We start from the raw sequence: 22,571 nt of genomic DNA on the forward strand, positions 1-22,571 counted from the left end.
ATCGCGTTGGGGTCGACGAGTTCGTCGTCGTCTGCGGTCGGGTCCCTGGGCTCGTCGCCGTGGTGTTACGGGCCCGCCCCCGGCGCGGGTGCCTCGGGCCCGCCTTGCTTGAGGCCCGCCGCGGCGGCGTACCCCGCGAGCTGGGCGACGCGGCGCTCGCGCGCGGCCCGCTCGACCTCGCGGCGCGCGACCTCGCCCTCGATCGCGGCGAGCCGGTCGCCGCCGTGGCCCGCGCGCTCGAGCTCGAGCCGCTGCCGCTCGGCCGCGAGGACGCCGAGCTCGTCGCCCACCCGGCGGCGGCGTGCCTCGCCGTCGGCGACGCGCTCGTCGAGCGCGCCGATGAGCCCGTCGAGGTCCGCGACGCGGCGCGACGCGGTGAAGGCGCGCAGGGCGTCACGGCGCGCGACGAGCGCCGCGGCCCGCTCCCCCAGCGCGTCGTGCGCGTCGCAGTCCGCGAGCAGCGGCGCGAGGCGCTCGATCTGCGCGGTCGCGCGCACGACGGCGTCGTGCGCGCTCGTGAGGTCGTCGAAGTGGGCGACGAGCCGGTCCGTCCAGCGGTCGGCGTCGAACGGCTCGAGCATGTGCTCGCGCACGAACTCGCCGAGGTCGCCGACGGACTTCATGGACACCGTCTGGTGGAACAGGTCCATCGCCTGCTCCGACGGGATGCCGAGGAGGCGGCGGAAGTCGCGCCCGTACTCGGGGAAGTGGTCGCGCACCTGCGCGCCGGACTCGCGCAGCCGCCGTCGCAGGGCCGCGACGTCGCCGCCGAAGCCCGCGAAGTCCTCGGTGATCGTGAGCGGCCGGTCGGCCGTGACGAAGAACCGGTCCGGCTGGCCCGCCTGGCCCTGCGCGAGCCAGAACACCTGCGCGAGCGTGACCTCCTGGTCGAACCCGCGGTTGGAGAACCGGCCGAGCACCACGGAGTACGTGCCGCGCTCGCGCAGCCCCACGTGGCGCGTCGTGCCGGTCGCCTCGTCGCGCTCGGACTTGTAGTGCCCCGCGACGTACGACCGCAGCGACCGCTCGCGCGCCCCGGCGCCGGCGGCCTTGTTGTAGGAGATGCGGTGCGACGGCACGAGCAGCGTCGTCACCGCGTCGACGATCGTGGACTTGCCCGAGCCGATGTCGCCCGTGAGGAGCGCGTTGCGCCCGTCGAGGTCGAACGCCCACACGCGCTGGTCGAACGTGCCCCAGTTGAGCACCTCGAGCCGTTCGAGCCGGAAGCCGGCCCGGGCGTCGTCGTCCGCCGCCGGGTCGTGCAGCTCGACCGCGCTGAACAGGCCCTCCATCACGCCACCGTCCTCGTCGTCGTGCCGGTCGTGGCGGGCGCGCCGAGGGTGCCGCGCGGCCCGCCCTCCGCGGCGAGCTCCAGGTACTGCGCGAGCCGCGCGTCGAGGTCCGCGAGCCACTGTGCGTCGACGAACGCCTTGAGGATGCGCCGCACCTCGTAGCGGCGGACGTCGCCGCCCGCGGGGTCGTCCGCCGCCGCGCCGTCGGGCGCGGCGTCGGGGTCGGGGCGGCCCGCGGGGCGCAGGAACCCGAGCTCGACGACGCGCCGCACGAGCCCGTCCACGCGGTCCACGAGACGCGCCTCGTTCGCGGCGGCGCCCGCGTCCTGGGCGAGGAAGACGCGCAGCAGGTCGACGATCTCCGCGCGCGTCAGCACGAGGCGCGTGTCCCCGCCCTCGGAGTCCGCCTGCGCGAGCCGTTTGCGCAGCAGCGCGAGGAGCAGGCTGACGTCGAACGGCAGCTCGCGGCGCGGGACGAGCCGCGGCACGCGCTCGTCGCGCTCGTGCTCGGGCTGCGAGCGCAGGTACGCGTAGCCGTCGCCCTCGTCGACGACGACCTGCAGCCCGAGCATCGCGACGGCGTCGCGCACCTGGGCCTCGCGCGCGAGCAGGTCGCGCCACAGCGCCTCGCCGGACTCGCGGTAGACGACGCCCTTGAGCAGCGACGTGACGACGACGGACAGCTCCGGGTCGCGCGCGGTGCGGGTCGTGCTCACGGGGTCTCCTCCGGGGCGTGGTCGGGGGCGGGTCGGTGGTCGGTGACGAGGTCGGGCGGCGCGGGCGGGCCGGGCGGTGCGCCGGACCCGGTCCGCCGCGCGTACGTCACGCGCGGCAGGCGCGCGACGCGCACCACGGGCTCGGGCGCGCCGTCGTCGACCACCGGGCCGGCGGGCGCCTCGCCCTCCCACCGGACCTCGTCGGTGCGCTCGTCGTCGTGCACGACGACGAACCGCGGGTCGTCGAGCGACAGGTACGTCACGAGCTCGGCGAGGCCGTGCTCCAGCGGGGCCTCGGCGAGCAGGTCGGCGAGCGCGACCTCGCCGGGCCCGCCCGGGGCCGAGAGCGTCGCGCGGACGGTGCGCGCGAGCCGCTCGGGGTCGACGTGCACCTGGTCGTAGAGCGCGTCGACCTCGAAGTCGTCGTCACCGACCTCGACGTGGTCGGAGTCCAGCCGCGCGGTGGGGCGGGGCGCGAAGAGCGGCCGCTCCGTGGGCAGCACGACCTCCGGCGCGACGGCGTCGACCGCCATGCCCGGCGGGTCGCCCGCACCGGGACGCAGTGCGACGTCGCGTGCGGCGAGCGCCTTGGCCTCGACGCCGCGCAGGATGTCCATGACGCGCCGGTTCTCGAGCCAGACCTGGTCGTCGAGGAACCGGCGCAGCTGCTCCGAGAGCGTGCGCACCGTGGCCTGCGTGCGCTCGCCCGCGTCGAGCCAGTCGTAGTGCACGCGCCGCAGGCGCCGGTGCTCGTGCTCGGCCGTGCCCCGCGGGGCGCCCGGCACGACGTCGGGCGCGATCGCGTCGAGCGCCTGCACGCGCTCGACGAGCGCCGCGAACTCCTCCTGGCGGCGGCGGTCGAGCAGGAAGTCGTAGAACGCGTGGAAGGACCGGCCCTGGTCGGACTCGGCGATGGCGGTGCGCGACCGCACGACCTCCTCGAGCAGCTCGCCCTTCGCGCCGTCCCAGCCGGTGATGCGCTCGCGCAGCTCGCGGTCCAGGGCGCGGAAGTTCGCCTCGACCTCGCGGAAGTCCGAGAGCAGGTCGGCGGCCGTCTGCGTGAGCTGCTGGTAGCGGTCGCGCTGCGCGGCGGCGTCGAGCACCGCGACGCGGCCCGCGCGCACCTGCGCGATCTCCTCGTCGATCGCGGCCCGGCGCTCCTCGAGCTCGCGCAGGCGCTCCGCCGGGTCGGTCTGCGTGCCCACGGCGAGCTGGCGCAGCAGCTCGAAGACGGTGTTGAGCCGCGACTCGGTGCCCACGAACCCGCGCCCGCGCAGCGACGCGACCCAGCGCACCGCCTGCTCGACGGCGGGCGTCGCGTCGTAGTGCGGCTCGGCCGAGCCGGGCGGGTACCAGGCGCGCAGCCAGCCCTGGTCCGGGTGCGCCCAGTGGTCGACGTACGCCTGCGGCGCGCGCGGGTACCGCGGCTCGGTGCCGGCGCTGCGGGCGGCCCGGCCGTCGACCGCCCAGAGGTGGTCGTCGAGGCGCGCCACGAGGTCGCTCTCCGGGATCGCCCGGACGTTCTCCTCGACGAACAGCGTCCCGAGGAACGAGAGCACGAGCGGGGCCGTGTCCGCGCGCAGGAGCCGCCACGCCGCGCTCGACCGTCGCAGGGAGTCGACGTCGTCGTGCTGCACGCAGGTCCTCTCGGGCGGGTCGGGCGGGCGCCCGGGGTGCCCGGGCCGCGCCCCGGGGAGCGGGCGCCCCCAGATCTTAGGTCGGGCGACCCGCACCGCCCCCGCGACCCACCGGGCGGTGCTCTCCTCGCACCGGTCCGCGGGCCCCGGATCCGGGACCATGGTCCCTGTCGGCGCCGGTCCGGGCCTCCGTAGCCTGAGTGCGGCGCCGGGCCGGCAGCGCGCCCACCCTGCCGGGCCGGCGCCACCTTCTGCCCGCCCGCCGGAGCGGCCCCGAGCCGGCGGGACCCCGCGGACCCGAGGACCGCCCGTGACCGGATCGACCACCGCCGTGGCGGACGACGCACGCCCGGGCGGGCGCCCGGCGTCGGGCACCGCGCAGGACACCGCGTACGACCCGTTCGCCCGGCCGACGGGGTGGTCGCACTCCCGCGGCCTGCTGTTCGGCGAGATGCTCGTGTTCGGGCTGCTCAGCCTCACCGCGGCGTTCGTGCTGTCCTACGACGCCGTGGTCCTCGCCGCGAACCCCGCCGCGGTGCTCTCGTGCGACGTCAGCACGGTGCTGTCGTGCGGGACGGTCGCGCAGTCGTGGCAGGCGCAGGTGTTCGGCTTCCCCAACGCGTTCCTGGGCCTCGTCGCGGAGCCCGTGGTCATCACGACGGCGGTCGCGGCCCTCGGCGGCACGCGCTTCCCCCGGTGGTTCCTCTTCGCCGCGCAGTGCGTGTACTTCCTCGGCGTCGTGTTCGCCTACTGGCTCTTCTACCAGTCGATGGTCGTCATCGGGGCCCTGTGCCCGTGGTGCCTGCTCATCACCGTCTCCACGACGCTCGTCTTCGCGTCGCTCCTGCACTGGAACGTGCTGGAGGACAACCTCTACCTGCCGCGCGGCGCGCAGGCGCGGCTGCTCGGGTTCGTGCGCTCGGGCGCGTACGGCTACCTCGTCGCGGCCTGGCTCGTGGGGCTCGCGGTCCTCGTCGTGCTGAGGTACGGCCCGGCGCTGCTCGCCTGACGGCCGAGCACGAGGCCGCCGGGGCGTCCGGGGACGACGGCGACCTCGTGCTCGGTCGGACGGGTCAGGGCGTGGTGAGCCCCACCGAGTACGCGCCCGAGCCGGAGTACGCGTGCACGACGACCCGGTAGTACCCGGCCGAGCCGCTGTACGTCACCGACTCGTTCGCCCCCGGCGACGTCGACTGCGCGACCGTCACCCACGACGCCCCGTTCCAGCGCTGGAGGTAGAGGTCGTAGTCGCTGCCGCTCGGTCCGGTCACGCACGCGCGGTGCGTCCCGGCCGACCCGGCCGTGTAGTACGAGCCGTTCGGCTGGACGGCGGTGCCGCCCGCCGAGAGCGAGCCCGAGTAGGTCCGGGCGTACCCGGAGCAGCCCGTCGGCGGCTCGGGGTCCTGGCCCCCGCCGTCGCTCGTGACGAGCGTCAGCCCGTACGCGGAGAGGATCTCCCCGACCGGCTGGAAGTACGTCGTCCCGCCGGAGCGGCAGTTCCCGGACCCGCCCGACGTGACGCCCTGGGCCTGGTTGCCCGCGAGGAGCGAGCCGCCCGAGTCGCCGGGCTCGGCGCACACCGTCGTGCGGATGAGCCCCGTGACCGTGCCCTGCGGGTACGTGACCGACGCGTTGTACGCCTGCACGGTGCCGCAGTGCCAGCCCGTGGTCGAGCCCGAGCGGCACACGGACGCGCCGACCGGAGCCTGCGTGGCGCCCGCGACGGCGACGCGGCCACCGGCGTAGTTGTTCACCGCGCCCACGGGCGTGTTGCCGGCGTCCACCTGCACCCACGCGTAGTCGTTGCCGGGGAAGCTCGACCCGCGGAACGTGCCCGACGGTCCGGACGTGCGCGCGCCGGTCGAGCCGCAGTGCCCGGCCGTGACGAACCCGCCCTGGACCGCGAAGCCCACGGAGCACCGGCTGCTGCCGATCGTGTAGGCGTTGCCGCCGACGACGTCGATCAGCGGGCGCGGCGCCTCCGTCGTCTCCTCGTACACGACCGCGTCGGCGGGCACGCCCGCGGCGGCGACGCGTGCGGCGACGTCGGCCTGGCCGCCGTCGCGCACTCCGACGACGACGCGGTTGCGCGTGACGTCCACGTACCAGCCCGGCAGCGCCGCCGGGTCGTCCGCGAGAGCGTCGTCGAGCGTCGCGCGCCAGGACTCGAGGTCGGCGAGCGTGTGGTCCACGTCGACCACGGTCGCGCCCTCGGCCCGCGCCGCGCGAGCACCGGCGGCGTCGGTGACGCCGGCGTAGAGGACGTTCGCGGACTCGTCGACCCACGTGCCGGCGAAGTCGTCGCCGAGGCGGCGCTCGAGCGCCGCCTCGACGCCCGCCGCGTCGGACTGGAACGCGAGACGCACCTGGGCGTCCCGCGCGCTGAGGCCCAGGTCGCGCTGCAGCGCGCGCTGCAGGCCGGGGGCCGTCTTGGTGACCGCGCGCACCGTCGCGCGCTGGTCCTCGGGTGCGGGCGTGGCGGCGACGGCGTGCGCCTGGGCCGCGCCCACCAGGAGCGTCGCGGCGGCGGTGACCGCGGCGAGCCTCCTGCGGAGTGGTCGTGTCATGTCGTCCATTCCCTTCGCCGGGCCGGGCGGCCCGGTCGAGGGTCACGCTAGGGAGGCGTCCAGCGCGCGCCCAGATCACGATCAGGTCATACGCGGGCGCTATGTGCGGGTGGACCCCTACGCGGTCTCCACGGGGTGCTCGGCCCGCCAGCGCCGGTACCGCGGCGAGCGCTGCACCGCCGTGCGATGGGCGCTGCTCGCGGCGCGCGCGATGACGTCGACCGGGAGCCGGTCGGCCGCGTCGCGGCGCCAGCCCAGGTGGTGGGTCCAGCGCAGCGGGGCGCCGTCGAGCGCGACGGTGCGCACGCCCGGCGCGTCGAGCAGCACGGGCTGGACGAGCGCGACCGCGTGACCCCCGCGGACCTGGTCGATGCACGACGTGCGGTCCGACTCGCCCATCGCCCGAGGCGTGAACCCCGCCCGCGCGCACGCCCCCACGAAGCAGCGCTCGAAGCACCCGCTGCCCGGCGCCGTCAGCCACAGCGCGTCGGCGAGCTCCTTCAGCCCGACGGCCTCGCGCGCCGCCACCGGGTGGTACTCGTCGACGAGGACGAACACGGGGTCCGTCGACACCGGCGTCCACACGAGGCCGCCGTCGGCGGGCGGGGACGCGTCGTCGCACATCCCCACGAGCGCGACGTCGAGCGTCCCGCCGGCCAGCCGCTCCGCCGTCTCCTCGACGGACCACGACGTGGCCGTCGTGACGAGCAGGTCGTCCGCGCCGAGCGCGCCGGGCAGCGCCGAGTGCAGGCGGCTCGCGAACAGCCCGCCGATCGCGGAGCTCACCGTGCCCACCCGCACGACCCGCGCGGCGCCGCGGTCGCTCACGAGCCGCCGCGCGTCGTCGACGAGCGTCGCCATCGCCGGCAGCACGACGCGCGCGTGGCGCAGCACGAGCTCGCCGAGCTCGGTCGGGCGGGCGCCCTGGCGGTCGCGCGTGAAGACGCACCCGCCGAGCGCGCGGTCGATCCGGTTGAGCTGCGCGGTGAGGGCGGGCTGCGCGAGCCCGAGCGCCGCGGCCGCCTTGGTCACACTGCCGGACTCGGCGACCGTGACGATCATGCGCAGGTGACGCACCTCGAGGTCCATGCCTCCCGAACGTATCGGTCCGGCCCCGCCGTGTCTCGCCGCGGTCCCTGCCCGTGCGCTGCCGTCGTGAGCGCGGACGACGACGCGGGCGGTGCCCGGCCCGGTGGCGGCCCGAGGGCCGCCGGTCAGGGCGCGGGCGCGAGGAAGCCGTCGCGCACGAGGCCCCGCACGGCCGGGAGGAGCTCGCCCGCGAGGTCGTCGGCCGGGACCTCGAAGAGCGCGGCGATCGCGCCCACGAGCTGCCCGACGGTGAGCTCGCCGTCGCTCGCGCCCACGAGCGCCGCGAGACCCGTCGACGCCTGGACGGCCCGGCCGAGCCCGTCGCCCTGCCGCAGCAGCACGACCGTCGGGTCCGGCGCGCCGGGGGCGTGGAACCGCTCCTCCGTCACGTCCGCCGCGACGGCGAGCCGCTCCGCCGCGAGCGCCGCGTCGTCGCGGGCCGCGAGCCAGTCGTGCGCCGCGAGCGAGGCCGCGAGGTGCCCGCCGAGCGGCTGCCGCACGGAGCCCGTGCGCTCCTCCAGCCGGCGCAGCGTCGGGCGGCCGCCGTCGAGCGGCCGGCGCAGGGTCACGATCCCGAACCCGACGCCCTCGACGTCGCGCGTCGCGAAGTCGTCGAGCCACGCGCCGTACGCGGCGGCCCACGCGTCGGGCTCGCGCTCCGGGGTCGTGCCGCCGTCGCGGATCCACGTCTCCGCGTACTGGGCCGGGTCCTGCACCTCGCGCTGCACGACCCACCCGTCGAGGCCCGCCTCCTCGAGCCACGCGCCCACGCGCTCGTCCCACGGCACGCCGCGGCGGTGCTCCCAGTTGCCGAGGAGCTGGGCCACGCCCCCGGGCGCGAGCACCGCCCCGACGCCCGTCACGAGGTCGCGGACGACGTCGTCGCCCGCGCGCCCGCCATCGCGGTACTCGTACTCGGGCAGCGCGCCGCCCGCGGCGCGCGGCGTGATGACGAACGGCGGGTTGGACACGACGAGGTCGAACCTCTCGCCCGCGACGGGCTCGAGCATCGACCCCTCGCGCAGCTCGACGGCCGCGCCGTGCTCGCCGTCGGCGGGGACGGGCGCGTCGAGCGCGGCGTTGAACGCGGCGAAGCCGAGCGCGCGGCGCGAGATGTCGGTGGCGACGACGGCGCGGGAGTGCCGGGCCGCGTGCAGCGCCTGGATGCCGCAGCCCGTCCCGAGGTCGAGCACGCGCCCGACCGGGGTGCGGACCGTCACCTGCGCGAGCGTGAGCGACGCCCCGCCCGCGCCGAGCACGTGGTCGGGCGCGAGCCGCCGCCCCGTCGCGAGCTCCCCGAGGTCGGACGAGAGCCACCACGTGACGGGCCCCGCCGCGTCGGACGCCGCGTAGGGGCGCAGGTCGACGACGGCCCGCACGGCGTCGTCGTCCCCCGCGCCCGCGGCCTCGACGAGCCCGAGGCGGCGCGCGCCGTCGGCTCCCGTCCTCGCGAGCGCGGCGTCGAGCGCGCGCCGCGGGACCTCCCCGCCGAGGAGGAAGAGCGTGGCGAGCACGGCCGCCGGGTCGCCGTGGCGGTCCCGCAGCGCACGGCGCGCGGGCACGGCCTGCTCGCGGTGGAGCGCGGCCGCGGCGACCGGGCCGAGCACGCGCTCGACGCCGTCGACCGTGAAGCCGGCCTCGGCGAGGTCGTCGCGGAGCGTCGCCGCCGCCGCCGCGAGGTCGGCGGGCGCGAGCCCGGCACCGGGCGGCGTCGGGCCGGCGGGCGGGGACGAGGTGGGGGCGGCGTCGGCAGGCATGGGTCCATCCTGGCCGATGCGCGCGGGGCGGGCCGGTCGGCGAGGAGGCGGGCGCGCTCGGTCGCGCGCGGCGCCCCGGACGGCACCGGACGCACCGGACCCCGGCGCGCCGAGGCGGGCCGGGGTCCGGGGTGCGGTCGGGACGTCAGCAGTTCTGCGTGCCGTACACCGCGACGTTCTGCGCCGAGGTCTGGAACTCCTCGTCGGTCATGATCGACGTGATCCCGGACATGTCGGCGTTCGCCGGGTCCTCCTGCGCCGCCTCCAGGGTGTCGGAGAGCTGGCGGAACGCGCCCGTCACCGTGTCCCAGTCGGCGCTGATCTCGGCCGGCGCCTCGGCGGCCTCGAGCGACGCGGTGAACGTCTCGAACTGGACGACGGCCGCGTCGGGGTCGCTCGTGTCGATCGCGCCCAGGGTGCTCTGCGCGTCGAGCAGCGCCTGGTAGGCGGTGCAGAAGTCGCCCGACGCCTCGACGTCGCCGGACTCCTCCTCGGTCGGCTCGTCGGACGCCGAGGACTCGTCGTCGGTCGGGGTCGACTCCTCGGTCGTGGTCTCGGTGTCGGTGCTCGCGTCGTCGCCCGAGCCGCCGCACGCGGCGAGGCCCAGCACGAGCAGGGCGCTCGTCGCCAGGGCGGTCGTGGTCTTCAGGGTCGTCAGTCGGTTGCTCATGACACCCATCGTTTCCTACCGCGGAGCCGCGCGCTCCCCCGAACCGCCCAGGTGGGGACCGCTCCCCATGTGTCGCACGCCACGGCGGCCCCGCGGCACGCGGGTGGTGGTCGGGCCGCTCAGCGCGTGCAGCCCGCCCGGAAGAAGTCCGTCACGGCCTGGGACGACGACGTCAGCGCGCCCGTGTCGATACGTCGCCCGACGCGGTCGATCGCCCGGGACAGCTCGTCCGTGTCGCCCGACCCGGTCGCCTCGACCTCGTCCGCGATCATCGTCAGGTAGGTCGTCACGACGGCCCAGTCCCGCGCGATCTCGTCGGGCGGCGACGCCCCGGCGAGCGTGTCGCGCGCCGTCGTGAACCCGTCCACGAGCGCCTCGGGGTGCTCGACGGTCAGGTTCACCTGCGCCTTGGCCGCGGCGCCCCACGCGACCTCGGCCTCGCGGCACCGAGGGTCGGGCTCCGTGGGGTCCGCCGCGCCGTCACCGTCGTCGTCCGCGGTGCCGTCGTCGACACCCGTGCCGTCGTCCGCGCCGGGGTCGCCCCCGGAGGTCCCGTCGTCCGCGCCGGCCTCGTCGTCCGGACCGGTGCCGGCCGGGGCGGCGTCGTCGCCCGGTCCCGCGCTCGGTGCGGGCGGCGCGGCGGCGGGCGCGGCCGCGGGGAGCGACACGACGTCGAACGCCCCGCTCGCGACGACGGCCAGGCACGTCCCCGCGACGACGGCGAGGACCGCGGCGTGGGCCACGACGCGCACCGGAGATCGCATGGTCCCCATGATGACGCCTCCGGCGCCCGGGACGAACCACCCGAACCGCACTTTCCGCCATACCGCCCTCGCCGACCATGCGGTTGTCTCCCGGCTCGCGGCCTGGTCGGGCTACCACGACATGCTCGGCACCGGGCGGGCGACCGTGATGCTACTTTTACGTAGCACGAACCGACGGGGGCACCAGCCCGGTGCCTCCGCACTCACGCACCCAGGGGGAACACATGCCTGCTCGTCCTGCCACCTCCGTCGTCGCCGTCGGACTCAGTACCGCCCTGCTGCTCTCCGTCGGGGCGACGAGCGCCTCGGCGGGCGCGGTCCGGCCCGGACACCCCGCCCCGGACCGCACCGAGGCCACCGCCGACCTCATCGCGGACGTCGCGCCCGACCAGGGCCGGGTCCTGTCCGGGACGCGGCAGGACGCGACGGTCGTCGCCCGGGCCGCCAGCGTCGACGCCACCGTCCCGCTCGACGCGGACCGGCTCGTGCTCCTGGAGTCCGCCTCGGAGCCGTCGCCCGCGCTCGAGGTCTCGCTCCCGGCGGAGGTCACCACCGGCGACGGCGAGGTCGCCTCGGACGGCACGATCGTCTACCCCGCCGTCGACGGCGGGGCCCACGCCGCGGTGCAGGTCCTCGACGACGGCTCGGTCCGCATCCAGACCATCACGCCGGGCCCCGACGACCCGCACGAGTTCACCTACGCGTTCGGGGACGGCGTCACGCCGGTCCCGGGTCCGGACGGCACCGTCGAGCTCGTGCAGGAGGTCGCCCCGGGCGTCGCCGTGACCGTCGGCGAGGTCGGCGCGCCGTGGGCGACCGACGCCGACGGCGCACCGCTGAGCACGGCGTACACCGTCCGCGGGGACACGATCGTCCAGACGATCACGACCGGTCCCGGCACGACCTACCCCGTCGTCGCGGACCCGAAGGTGACCAAGACCTGGTGGAACACCACCGTGTACTTCAACCGCAACGAGACGCGCCGGCTCGCCGACGGAGCGCAGGTCGTGGCGCTCGTCGGAGGGCTGGTCCCGCACGCCGTCGCCAAGGCGATCGGCGCCATGGCGCAGGCGGGCTCGCTCTACGCGCGCCTCTGGTACAACGAGGGACGGTGCATCAAGTTCGTGTACTACGTCGACCGTGTGAACGTGTGGCAGCCGTACGCGGGCTCCGAGGCGGGGAGGTACTGCCGATGACCGAGACCAACCTGTGGCTCCTGCTGTGCGGCGCGCTCGGGATCCTCGTCGCGTGGTCGCAGCACGCGGCCGAGCAGCGGGAGGAGCCGAGGTCGGTCACGACCGTCACCACGTCCGGCGCCGTCGCCGCCGCGGCGCTGTGCGCCGCCGCGGAGGGGCAGTGGCTCGCCGCGGGAGGGGCCGTGCTCCTGCCGTACGTCGTCCTGCGCGTCCTCCTGGGGCGCCGGCGCGGGTCCTCGTAGCACCGGACCGACGCCGCACCGTCGGGGCTGCACCCCACGGTGGCGCAGCTGACAGCGACGCACCCGACGGCGGCGCACCCGACGGCCCCGGGAGCGACGACGGCCCTCGGGCGCGGGTCCCCGCCCCCGCGCCCGAGGGCCGTCGCCGTCTCGTAGGCTCGCGGGATGCGTACGCGAACCCCGAGGAAGCGCGCCGTCCCGGTCGGCGCGGCGGCGGCCGTCGCCGTGACCCTCCTCGCCGGCTGCGCGGTCAACGCGGGCACCGCGAAGGCACGGCAGTTCGAGGCGGACTGGGAGGGCACGCCCGACGTGTCCGACGTCTCGGCGTCCGGCGCCAACAACCTGCCCTTCTCCGGGACCGCGGACGGGACGGTCGTCGTCGCGGCCGGCACGCCCGACGAGCGGGTCGCCGAGCTCCTCCACGCGCTCGGCGGGTACGTGCGCGAGCACGGCGGCGTCGACGCGACGCTCGAGGTCGGGCACGTGCGGCTCGGGGCGCGCCCGGACCGCGAGGCCAACGACGCGGTCCTCGACCTGTGGCACGGCCTGCGCGTCGAGCCCGGCCTCGTCTCGGCGGAGCTCGGCGTGCGCGGCGTGGACGTCGACCTGGACGACCCGACCCGTTTCGCGGACCTCGTCGAGGACCTCGCGACGCCCGGTGGTGACCTGGAGCCGCTCGCGGACGCGGCCGTCGACGTGCGGGCCGGGTCGTTCGCCGCCGTGGTCGGCGCGGGCGACGACCCGACGGACGCGCTCGCCGCGTTCCGTGCCGTCGACGAGCGGTTCGGCGTCACGGGGGCGCATCTCGAGACGACGCCCCCGCGCGTCGAGCTCCGCGTGGCGGACTCTGCCGACATCGCCGACGCGCGGGCCCTCGCGCGCCGCGCCGCGCCGCGTCTCGCGCGCGAGCTCGTGGTCGAGGGCGGCGGCGTCGCGGTCGACGGGACGGACGCGCAGACTTCCGCGCGCGTGCTCGACCTCGCGCGGACCCTCGAGGCGCGCCCCGACGTCGTGGCCGTCACGGTCGGCGCGGACGGGATCGAGGTCCGCACGCGCGACGTGGAGGCGGCCGCCGCGCTCGAGCACGACCTCGCCGACGACCCGGACGCCGCCGCCCTGGGGTCGGTCGTGGCGACGAGCGACGCCGCGGCGCCCGCGGACGTGCCGGCCCCGCGGGTCTTCCGCGCGGTCGTCGCCGGGCACGAGACGGGCGCGCTCACCGCGGCCCAGGTGCGCGACCTCGGCGCCGCCGTGCCGGCCCTCGTGCGCCTCGCCGCGCAGGACCGGGTCGACGCCGAGCTCGTCGAGTCGACGCTCACGGAGGACGACGTCGCGACGCTCGCGCGTGAGCTCGCCGTCCGGGTGCCCGCCGGGACGCCGGTGCAGGTCCGGGCGGGCGGCGCGTTCGCGGTGCGGTTCGTCGCTGGGCCTGACCCCGAGCCGGAGGAGATCACGTACCCGACCCGGATCGGCGGCGACGTGTTCCTCGCCGCCTGGCGCGACGCCTGGCCCTGACCGGCGCTGCCGCGGTCGGCCGCGGTCGGCCGCGGTCAGGGCGAGGACGCGTGAGCGCGGGGCGTGTGCGAGGACGAGCACGAGAGAGGGCGCCCGGGGTGTCCCGGGCGCCCTCCGTCGCGCAGGTCGGGGACCGGTCAGGCTCCCGTGACGACCTTCTCCGGCTCGACCGTCGTCTGCTCGCGGTCGACGCGCGCGGCGCGCAGCCGGGACATGACGACCGCGCCGAACGCGATGGCCGCAGCGACCACGGCGATACCGATGCGCAGCGCGTGGTTCGCGTCCGCCGGGACGCTCATGAGCACCACGGCGGGCGCGATGAGCACGGACACGAGGTTCATCACCTTGATGAGCGGGTTGATCGCCGGTCCCGCGGTGTCCTTGAACGGGTCGCCCACGGTGTCGCCGATGACGGTCGCGGCGTGCGCCTCGGAGCCCTTGCCGCCGTACGCGCCGTCCTCGACGATCTTCTTCGCGTTGTCCCACGCGCCGCCCGAGTTCGCGAGGAACACCGCCATGAGCACGCCTGCGCCGATCGCGCCCGCGAGGAACCCGGCGAGCGGCCCGACGCCGAGGCCGAAGCCCACGGCGATGGGCGCGAACGCGGCGAGCAGGCCCGGCGTGGCGAGCTCGCGCAGCGAGTCGCGCGTGCAGATGTCCACGACCTTGCCGTACTCGGGACGCTCCTGGAACGTCATGATGCCCGGGTGCTCGCGGAACTGGCGGCGCACCTCGAACACGATCGCGCCGGCCGCGCGCGTCACGGCGTCGATCGCGAGGCCCGAGAAGAGGAACACGGTCGCAGCGCCGAGGATCACGCCGACGAGGGTGATCGGCGAGATGATCTGGTAGTCGAGCATCGCCGTGACGAGGCCGCTGCCGCGCTCGGTGACGTCGGCGAGCGCGTGGCTCACGGCGTCGGCGTACGAGCCGAACAGCGCGGTCGCCGCGAGGACGGCGGTCGTGATCGCGATGCCCTTCGTGATCGCCTTCGTCGTGTTCCCGACGGCGTCGAGGTCGGTGAGGATCTGCGCGGCCTCCGCGTCGCCGTCGCCCGCCTCGCCCACCGACATCTCGTAGATGCCCTGCGCGTTGTCCGAGACGGGGCCGAACGTGTCCATCGCGACGATGACGCCGACCGTGGTGAGCAGGCCGCAGCCCGCGAGCGCCACGAGGAACAGCGCGAGCCACACCGAGCCCCCGGCGAGGAGGAACAGACCGCAGATCGCGGCGGCGATGACGCCCGCCGTGTACACCGCGGACTCGAACCCGACGCCGATGCCGGACAGGACGACGGTCGCCGCACCCGTGCGCGACGTGGCGGCGACGTGGAGGGTGGGCTTCGACGTCGTGCCGGTGAAGTAGCCCGTGATCCACAGGATGATGCCCGCGAGGACGATCCCGATGACGACCGCGAGACTCGCGACGACGCGCGGGTCGGCCGCGATCCCCGAGAGGTCGCCGAGGTCCGCGGTCCCGTCGAGCGCCGCGAACGACGACGGCAGGTAGACGAACGCGGCGACCGCCGCGAGGACCGCGCCGATGAGGGCCGAGAGGTAGAAGCCGCGGTAGATCGCCTTGAGCCCGTTCTCCTGGCCGCGCACGCGCGTGATGAAGACGCCGAGGACGGCGACGAGCGCGCCGAGCGCGGTGACGACGAGCGGGAAGACGAGGCCCTCCTCGCCCATCGCGGCCTTGCCGAGGATGAGCGCCGCGACGAGCGTCACGGCGTACGACTCGAAGAGGTCGGCCGCCATGCCCGCGCAGTCGCCGACGTTGTCGCCCACGTTGTCCGCGATCGTCGCGGCGTTGCGGGGGTCGTCCTCGGGGATGCCCTGCTCGACCTTGCCCACGAGGTCGGCGCCGACGTCGGCCGCCTTGGTGAAGATGCCGCCGCCGACGCGCATGAACATCGCGAGCAGCGCGGCGCCGAAGCCGAAGCCCTCGAGCACTGCCGGAGCGTCGCCCTTGTAGACGAGCACGACGCCCGCCGCGCCGAGCAGGCCGAGGCCCACGACCGACATGCCGACGACGCCGCCCGTGCGGAACGCGATGCGCGCGCCCTCGGTGCGGCCGCCCGGCCGGGTCGCGGCGGACGCGACGCGCACGTTGGCGCGGACCGCGAGCCACATGCCGAGGTAGCCGATCGCCGCGGAGAACCCCGCGCCCACGAGGAACGCGACCGAGCGCCCCACGCGGATCCCGCCGTCACCCGGCAGGAGGAACAGCAGACCGAACACGATGACGGCGAACAGCGCGAGCGTGCGGAACTGGCGGTTCAGGTAGGCCCCGGCGCCCTCCTGCACGGCGTGGGCGATGTCCTGCATCTTCGCCGTCCCGTCGTCCGCGGCGAGGACCTGTCTGCGCAGCACGAACGCGAAGACGAGAGCCACGAGCGCGATCACCGCGATGACGGCGACGATGGTGAGACTTTCCGAACCGAGCGTGAGCATCCGTCCTCCTTGACGACTGCGACGACCACCGCACCGGGCCCCTGCCGGAGCGATGGGGGTGAGTCTACGCACGTGTGAGACACGTCACGACCACTCGTGCGCGATGTCACAAGCGCGCCACTGGCGCGCGGTGCCGCGCGCGATCCGGGGCCCCGGGCGCACCGGGGTGGAGACTTCACCCCCAACCGGACCCGCGACCCGTTCGTTGAGACGGTCGAGAGCCGATCCACGAGCAGAGGGGCGGGCGCGATGGCGCACTGGGAAGAGGTGCTGGACGAGATCGTCCGCACACGGCGGCGAGCGCTCGTGGGGTACGCCTACCTGCTCACGGGGGACGTCCCGGCGGCGGAGGACCTGGTCCAGGACGCCCTCTACCGCACGTTCCGCACGGGTCGCGCGGCGACCGACTTCGCGCTCGCCGAGAGCTACGTGCGGCGCGCCGTCCTCACGGTCTTCCTCGACGGCACCCGCCGGCGCCGGCGCTGGGACGGGGTGCGGCACCTGCTCGCCGCGCCCGGAACGAGCGACCCGGCCGAGCCCGCGGTCGAGGCGCGGGTCGACGTCGTCGAGGCGCTCGCGGTCCTGTCCCCCCGGGAGCGCGCGTGCGTCGTGCTCCGGTACTACTCCGACCTGCCCGTCCGGGACGTCGCGGAGCGCCTCGGGCTGAGCGAGGGCACCGTCAAGCGGTACCTCAGCGACGCGAACGCGAAGCTCGCGGCGCGCCTCGGCCCGCTCCGCGCGGACGAGGGCGACGACCTGCCCGTCGCACCGGTGCGACCGTCGACCGCACGGACCCGCGCGTCGTCGTCCCCGCCCGCACCGCCGTCGACCCCGCCAGCCCCGACGACCCCGCGAGGTGCGCGATGAACCGCCCCCAGACCTCCGGCCCCCTCGACCTCGACGTCCTGCTGCGCGCGGTCGCCGACGAGGTCACGCCCCGCACGGACGACGAGACGGCCGCGCGTCGCGTCGCGGGCGGGGTGCGCCACGCCCGACGCCGCCGCGCGGTCCTCGTCGGCACGGCCGCCGTGCTGGCCGTCGCCGCCGTCGGCGTCGGCGCGAGCGCGGTGCTCGCCGACGACGACGACCCGCGACCGGTCCTGCCCGCTCCGGCACCGAGCCCCGACCCCACGACGCCCTCCGAGCCCGAGCCGAGCCCCGACCCGACGCACCGGGCGGCGTTCCCGAGCCCGGTCACCCGCGACTCGCTCCTGTGCCAGGCGCCCGCCCCGGCGGCCACGGGACCCGACCTGCTCGCGACGGTGAGCGTCGACGCCGCGGCGGTCTCGGTCGAGTCCTTGCGCCTCGTCGACGTCACGGCGCACCTCACGGTCGTCGACGACGCACGGGCCGAGGTGCTGGACCCGGTCGCCCGCGCCGGGTACGTGATCCTCCAGGACGGCGTCGTCGTGTCGTCGACCGTGTCGTACCACCAGGAGCCCGTGGACCCGGTGCGGCTCGACGAGGGCCAGGTGCTGGACGTGGGGAGCGCGGTGGACTCGTTCGCCCTGTGCGACCCGGAGGGCGTCGCCTCGCACGCGCCGTCGCTGCTCCCCGGCGAGTACGAGCTCGCCGCCGTGGTCCCGTGGGTCGTGTCGTCCTACGCGCTGGAGCGCGACGGGGCCTGGGGCGAGCCCGTCACGTCGCCCGGCCCCGACGAGCCGCTGTTCGAGGGCTGGCTCGTGTCGGAGAGCGTCCCGTTCGTCGTCGAGCCCTCGTCCGAGGAGCCGGGCGGGGGCGACGGGGAGTAGGTCCCAGAGGTCCGACCGTCGTCCCGCCTCCGTCCCCGACGCGTTCCGCTGCGGCGCACCGTCCCGGGCTCGTCTCCGACCGAGTCCGGGACGGTGGCGCGACGACGCGCCGTTCCCGCGCGTGCGTAGGGTGGGGCACGTGTCGACGCCCAGCACCCCCGTGACCGACCCCGCCCTGCGCGACCGCGCCCTCGCGCACGCGCACGACCTCGCGACGTTCGTCGAGGCGTCGCCGTCGTCGTACCACGCGGCGCACGAGGTCGCGCGCCGCCTCGAGGCCGTGGGCTTCGAGCGGCTCGACGAGACCGCGGCGTGGCCGAGGGTGGGCGACGCCGAGGGCGACGGGCCTGCGGGCGGACGGTACGTCGTCGTGCGCGACGGCGCGGTGATCGCGTGGGCCGTGCCCGCGGGCGCGAGCCCGACGACGCCGTTCGCGGTCCTCGGCGCGCACACCGACTCCCCCGGGTTCAAGCTCAAGCCGCGCCCGAGCGTGGGCCGCGAGGGCTGGTGGCAGGCAGGTGTGGAGATCTACGGCGGGCCACTGCTCAACTCGTGGCTCGACCGCGAGCTCGAGCTCGCCGGTCGCCTCGTCACGGCCGACGGCGCCGAGCACCTCGTGCGCACGGGCCCCCTGCTGCGCATCCCGCAGCTCGCGATCCACCTCGACCGCGCCGCGAACGACGGGCTCACGCTCGACAAGCAGCAGCACACCCAGCCCGTGTGGGGGCTCGCCTCGGCGGACGGCCCCGCGGGCTCCGACACCGCCCGTGGGCCGAGCGGCGGGGACGTGCTCGCCGAGCTCGCGCACCACGCGGGCGTGCGCGCGAGCGACGTCGCGGGCTACGACGTCGTGGTGGCCGACACCCAGTCGCCCCGCGTGTTCGGCGCGCACGACGCGTTCCTCGCGTCCGGGCGGCTCGACAACCTCCTGTCCGTCCACGCGGGGCTCGTCGCGCTCCTCGAGGTCGCCGGTTCGCCCGACCGGCCCGTCGAGGGCTCCGTGATCCCGGTGCTGGCCGCGTTCGACCACGAGGAGATCGGGTCGGAGTCGCGCTCGGGCGCGTCGGGCCCGTTCCTCGCCGACGTGCTCGCGCGCGTCGCGGCCGGCCTCGGCGGCACGGAGCAGGAGCGGCACCGGCAGCTCGCGTCGTCGCTGTGCGTGTCGAGCGACGTCGGGCACTCCGTGCACCCCAACTACCCCGAGCGGCACGACCCGGCGAACCGTCCCCTCGCGGGCGGCGGGCCGATCCTCAAGATCAACGCGAACCAGCGGTACACGACCGACGCGCACGGCGCCGCGGCGTGGGCCCGCGCGTGCGCCCGGGCCGGGGTGCCGAGCCAGGAGTTCGTGTCGAGGAACACCGTCCCGTGCGGTTCGACGATCGGTCCGCTCACGGCGACCCGCCTCGGCGTCCGCACGGTCGACGTCGGGGTCCCGATCCTCTCGATGCACTCCGCGCGCGAGCTCACCGCCGTCGTGGACCCGTGGTACCTCACGCGCGCCGTGGTCGAGGTCTTCCGCGGCTGACGGGCTCCCGCCCCCACCCGCCGACCATGCGGTTGTGACCCGTCCCGAGCACCGGACGGGCAAGAACCGCATGGTCGTGCGGCCACGACCGCGTGGTCGGCGGCCCTCACCTCCGCTCGGCACGGGCGCGGACCCCGCGCAGCATCCTCTGCGTCATGAGGAAGCTCACGGGCTGCACGGCCTCGACGACGGCGCGCCCCACGACCCCGCGCGGGGCGTAGCGCTCACGGACGATCAGCCGCGACCGGGCCCGGCCGTCGTCCCCCGGCGGGAGCGCACGCACCGCGAACGCCCACGAGAACCGGAACGGCATCACCGCCGCCTCCCCCGGCTCCGGGGCACCGAGCAGCACGAGGTGCGACCCCGGCTCGAGCAGCGCGACGCGCAGCGCCACCTCGTCGGCGAGACGCACCTCGTCCCCGACCGCGAGCGCCTGCCACCGCTCCTCGACCGTGTCCGCGCTGCGGATCCCCAGCCCGACGAGGTTCTCGAGCACGTCGTACGAGTAGAAGCCGCCGCGGCCCTGGCCGATCTGCACGAGCCACGGCCACACCCGGGCGGGTGGCGCGTCCACCGTCACCGCCCGCGTCGCGACGACGGCGCCCGCCTCGGGCACGAGGTCGTCACCAGGGAGCACGCACTCGTGCTCGCCCACCCACGTGCCCCACGTCTGGGTCAGGCGGCGCGTGAGCAGGAGCGCGCCGACGGCGGACGCCGCCGTCGCCGCAGCCCGGAACCCGTGCCTCGTCCCCATGCCCCGATCGTGCGACGGGCCGTGCGCACGGCGCGAGGGCCGGAGGTCCCGCGCAGCACGGTCCTCGGCCGACGCGTGGGCCGGAGGTGGGAGACTCGGAGGCGTGCCGAACGCCCCCGCCCCCACCCTGCGACCGACGAGCGCGACGCTGCTCGACGTGCTGCGCGCGGGCGGGCGTCGCGACGAGCGCCTGCGGCACGTGCGCGAGCTGCCCGCGCGCCCCGGCACCCAGGGCGAGTGGCCCGCGTGGGCCGACGCGTCGCTCGTCGCGGGGTACCGCGCGCTCGGCGTGGAGCGCCCCTGGGAGCACCAGGTGGAGGCCGCCGACGCCGCGTGGTCGGGCCGGCACGTCGCGCTCGCGACCTCCACGGGCTCGGGCAAGTCGCTCGCGTTCTGGCTCCCGGCGCTCACGGCCGTCCGCGCCGACGCGGCGGCGCGCGTGCTCGACCCCGGTCGCATCGAGTCGGTCGCACGGCGCGGCGCTGTGCTCTACCTCTCGCCCACGAAGGCGCTCGCGGCCGACCAGCTCGCCGGGCTCCAGCGGCTCCTCGACGCCGCCGGCACGCGCGACGTGCGCGTCGCGACGTGCGACGGCGACACGGGCCAGGACGAGCGCCGGTGGGTCCGCGAGCACGCCGACGTCGTGCTGACCAACCCCGACTTCCTGCACTTCGCGCTCCTGCCGAACCACCGCGGCTGGGCGCGCCTCCTGCGGGACCTGCGCTACGTCGTCGTCGACGAGGGCCACGCGTACCGGGGCGTGTTCGGTGCGCACGTGTCGCTCGTGCTCCGGCGCCTGCGCCGCCTCGCCGCGCACTACGCGCGCGAGGGCGACCGCCCGCCCACGTTCGTCGTCGCGTCCGCGACGTCGGCCGACCCGGCGACGAGCGCCGCTCGGCTCGTCGGCGTCGAGCCCGACGACGTCGTGACCGTCGCGCGCGACACCTCGCCCGCGGGCCGCAAGACCTTCGCGCTGTGGGAGCCGCCCGAGGTCGTCGGCTTCGAGGCGGGGCCGGACCCGGCGGAGGACCGCGACGACGACCCCGCCGTCGCGGCCGAGGCGCCCGAGCACCCGCGGCGCAGCGCGACCGCCGAGGCCGCCGACCTGCTCGCGGACCTCGTCATCGCCGGCGCGCGCACGCTCGCGTTCACCCGGTCGCGGCGCGGCGCGGAGTCCGTCGCCGTGCAGACCCAGGACAGCGTGCGGGTCGTCGACCCGCGCCTCGTGCGGCGCGTCGCGGCGTACCGGGGCGGGTACCTGCCCGAGGAGCGGCGCGAGCTCGAGGACGCGGTACGCACGGGCGAGGTGCTGGGGCTCGCGACGACGAACGCGCTCGAGCTCGGGGTCGACATCTCCGGCCTGGACGCCGTGCTCATCGCGGGCTGGCCCGGGACGCGCATGTCCGTGTGGCAGCAGGCGGGCCGCGCCGGACGCGCGGGCGCGGACGGGCTCGTCGCGTTCGTCGCGCGCGAGGACCCGCTCGACACGTTCCTCGTGCACCACCCCGAGGCCGTCTTCGACGCACCGCTCGAGGCGACGGTCTTCGACCCCGCGAACCCCTACGTCCTCGCGCCCCACCTGTGCGCGGCCGCGGCCGAGGTCCCGCTGCGCACCGACGACCTGCGCGCGTTCGGCGACCCGCAGGCCGTCCGCGCGCTGCTCGACGTGCTCGTCGCGCGCGGCGCCCTGCGCCGCCGCGCGTCGGGCTGGTACTGGACGCACGCGCAGCCCGCGTCGGGCATGACGGACCTGCGCGGCTCGGGCGGCGCACCCGTGCGCGTGGCGGAGGCCGACACCGGTCGGCTCCTCGGCACGGTCGACGCCGCGTCGGCGGACGGGTCCGTGCACGACGGCGCCGTGTACGTGCACCAGGGCCGCACCTACGTCGTCGAGCACCTCGACCTCGCCGACCACGTCGCGCTCGTGCGCCGTCGGGACGTGGACTACGGCACGTGGTCGCGCTCGACGACGTCCATCACGATCGTCGACGACCCCGCGGACGGCGACGTCGCGGCAGGACGCGAGGTCGTCGAGCGCCGGTGGGGTCCGATCGGGTGGGGCTACGGGCCGGTCGACGTGTGCTCCCAGGTCGTGAGCTTCCAGCGCCGTCGCCTGCCCGACATGCAGGTGCTCGGGACCGAGCTCCTCGACCTGCCCGAGCGCACCCTCCCGACGATGGCGGTGTGGTGGACCGTGCCGGCGTCGGTGATCGAGGAGGCGGGCGTCGACGCGGACGAGCTCCCCGGCGCGCTGCACGCCGCCGAGCACGCCTCGATCGGCCTGCTCCCGCTCCTCGCGACGTGCGACCGCTGGGACCTCGGCGGTGTCTCCACCGCGCTGCACGCCGACACCGGCGAGGCCACCGTGTTCGTCCACGACGCCTACCCCGGCGGGGCCGGGTTCGCCGAGCGCGGGTTCGAGCTCGGCGCGACGTGGCTGCGCGCGACGCGCGACGCGATCGCCCGCTGCCCCTGCCACGACGGCTGCCCCGCGTGCGTGCAGTCGCCCAAGTGCGGGTCGTACAACGCCCCGCTGGAGAAGGCCGCCGCCGTGCGTCTGCTCGACGCCGTGCTCGCCCACGCCCCCACGGCATAGGCCCGGCACCGCACGTCTCCTCGACGCCGTGGCTCGCCCACGCC

General features: G+C 76.3%; 18 protein-coding genes. 8 read left to right on the forward strand and 10 right to left on the reverse strand.

Annotated features, from left to right (window positions below):
- Positions 1-65 precede the first annotated feature (65 nt).
- From GYH36_RS14075 to GYH36_RS14085, 3 genes are read right to left on the reverse strand one after another with little or no spacing between them, the layout of a single operon-like run.
- Positions 66-1,292, reverse strand: coding sequence for an ATP-binding protein (locus tag GYH36_RS14075; RefSeq protein WP_162290164.1), 1,227 nt, complete (start codon positions 1,290-1,292; stop codon positions 66-68).
- Positions 1,292-2,008 carry a DUF4194 domain-containing protein gene (locus tag GYH36_RS14080; RefSeq protein ID WP_024838936.1) on the reverse strand — a complete coding sequence of 239 codons (717 nt, stop codon included), beginning with the start codon at positions 2,006-2,008 and terminating at the stop codon, positions 1,292-1,294. The genes GYH36_RS14075 and GYH36_RS14080 overlap by 1 nt, the downstream gene beginning before the upstream one ends.
- Positions 2,005-3,645 carry a DUF3375 domain-containing protein gene (locus GYH36_RS14085; protein WP_162290150.1) on the reverse strand — a complete coding sequence of 547 codons (1,641 nt, stop codon included), beginning with the start codon at positions 3,643-3,645 and terminating at the stop codon, positions 2,005-2,007. Before GYH36_RS14085 ends, GYH36_RS14080 begins: the two co-directional genes overlap by 4 nt.
- A gap of 310 nt (positions 3,646-3,955) precedes the next feature.
- Between GYH36_RS14085 and GYH36_RS14090 the strand changes: the two genes are divergently transcribed.
- Positions 3,956-4,654 (forward strand): vitamin K epoxide reductase family protein, encoded by a 699-nt coding sequence (locus GYH36_RS14090; RefSeq protein WP_312028643.1) that lies wholly within the window; start codon positions 3,956-3,958, stop codon positions 4,652-4,654.
- Positions 4,655-4,718: 64 nt separating this feature from the next.
- On the opposite strand, the gene GYH36_RS14095 is transcribed toward GYH36_RS14090, so the two are convergent.
- From GYH36_RS14095 to GYH36_RS14115, 5 genes are all read right to left on the reverse strand, one after another.
- Positions 4,719-6,212, reverse strand: coding sequence for a S1 family peptidase (locus tag GYH36_RS14095; RefSeq protein WP_162290151.1), 1,494 nt, complete (start codon positions 6,210-6,212; stop codon positions 4,719-4,721).
- Between the two features lie 117 nt (positions 6,213-6,329).
- A complete protein-coding gene (locus tag GYH36_RS14100) occupies positions 6,330-7,301 on the reverse strand; it encodes a LysR family transcriptional regulator (RefSeq protein ID WP_162290152.1) in 972 nt (323 codons plus the stop codon).
- 125 nt (positions 7,302-7,426) lie between these two features.
- Entirely contained in the window at positions 7,427-9,058 is a 1,632-nt protein-coding gene (locus GYH36_RS14105) for a DUF7059 domain-containing protein (RefSeq protein ID WP_162290153.1), read from the reverse strand.
- A 145-nt stretch (positions 9,059-9,203) separates the two neighbouring features.
- Positions 9,204-9,728 (reverse strand): hypothetical protein, encoded by a 525-nt coding sequence (locus tag GYH36_RS14110; RefSeq protein WP_024838942.1) that lies wholly within the window; start codon positions 9,726-9,728, stop codon positions 9,204-9,206.
- A gap of 119 nt (positions 9,729-9,847) precedes the next feature.
- Positions 9,848-10,492: a hypothetical protein gene (locus GYH36_RS14115; RefSeq protein WP_162290154.1), complete on the reverse strand. Its 645-nt coding sequence runs from the start codon at positions 10,490-10,492 to the stop codon at positions 9,848-9,850.
- Between the two features lie 224 nt (positions 10,493-10,716).
- On the opposite strand from GYH36_RS14115, the gene GYH36_RS14120 reads away from it, so the two are divergent.
- The 3 genes from GYH36_RS14120 (at position 10,717) to GYH36_RS14130 (ending at position 13,445) form a co-directional block, all read left to right on the forward strand.
- Entirely contained in the window at positions 10,717-11,688 is a 972-nt protein-coding gene (locus GYH36_RS14120; protein ID WP_162290155.1) for a hypothetical protein, read from the forward strand.
- Complete coding sequence (locus GYH36_RS14125; protein ID WP_024838945.1) at positions 11,685-11,930, forward strand: hypothetical protein; 246 nt, start codon at positions 11,685-11,687, stop codon at positions 11,928-11,930. The genes GYH36_RS14120 and GYH36_RS14125 overlap by 4 nt, the downstream gene beginning before the upstream one ends.
- A gap of 165 nt (positions 11,931-12,095) precedes the next feature.
- Positions 12,096-13,445, forward strand: a complete 1,350-nt coding sequence (locus GYH36_RS14130; protein ID WP_162290156.1) for a hypothetical protein — start codon at positions 12,096-12,098, stop codon at positions 13,443-13,445.
- Between the two features lie 137 nt (positions 13,446-13,582).
- Here GYH36_RS14130 and GYH36_RS14135 read toward each other — a convergent pair whose 3' ends face one another.
- Positions 13,583-15,898: a sodium-translocating pyrophosphatase gene (locus GYH36_RS14135; protein ID WP_024838947.1), complete on the reverse strand. Its 2,316-nt coding sequence runs from the start codon at positions 15,896-15,898 to the stop codon at positions 13,583-13,585.
- A 249-nt stretch (positions 15,899-16,147) separates the two neighbouring features.
- Here GYH36_RS14135 and GYH36_RS14140 point away from each other — a divergent pair, with 249 nt between their 5' ends.
- The 3 genes from GYH36_RS14140 to GYH36_RS14150 all read left to right on the forward strand — a co-directional run bounded on the left by GYH36_RS14140 (position 16,148) and on the right by GYH36_RS14150 (position 19,177).
- Positions 16,148-16,765, forward strand: coding sequence for a sigma-70 family RNA polymerase sigma factor (locus tag GYH36_RS14140; protein ID WP_115941939.1), 618 nt, complete (start codon positions 16,148-16,150; stop codon positions 16,763-16,765).
- Positions 16,762-17,649, forward strand: coding sequence for a hypothetical protein (locus GYH36_RS14145; protein ID WP_162290157.1), 888 nt, complete (start codon positions 16,762-16,764; stop codon positions 17,647-17,649). The genes GYH36_RS14140 and GYH36_RS14145 overlap by 4 nt, the downstream gene beginning before the upstream one ends.
- Before the next feature lie 139 nt (positions 17,650-17,788).
- On the forward strand, positions 17,789-19,177 hold the full coding sequence (locus GYH36_RS14150; RefSeq protein ID WP_376739829.1) for a M18 family aminopeptidase: 1,389 nt from the start codon (positions 17,789-17,791) through the stop codon (positions 19,175-19,177).
- A gap of 106 nt (positions 19,178-19,283) precedes the next feature.
- On the opposite strand, the gene GYH36_RS14155 is transcribed toward GYH36_RS14150, so the two are convergent.
- The gene (locus GYH36_RS14155; protein ID WP_162290158.1) at positions 19,284-19,931 is read right to left on the reverse strand and encodes an SRPBCC family protein; all 648 of its coding nucleotides are present in this window, start codon (positions 19,929-19,931) and stop codon (positions 19,284-19,286) included.
- 103 nt (positions 19,932-20,034) lie between these two features.
- Here GYH36_RS14155 and GYH36_RS14160 point away from each other — a divergent pair, with 103 nt between their 5' ends.
- A complete protein-coding gene (locus tag GYH36_RS14160; protein WP_312028644.1) occupies positions 20,035-22,527 on the forward strand; it encodes a DNA 3'-5' helicase SftH in 2,493 nt (830 codons plus the stop codon).
- Positions 22,528-22,571 lie beyond the last annotated feature (44 nt).

Source organism: Cellulosimicrobium composti (assembly GCF_010287905.1).
Taxonomy (GTDB): Bacteria; Actinomycetota; Actinomycetes; order Actinomycetales; family Cellulomonadaceae; genus Cellulosimicrobium; species Cellulosimicrobium composti.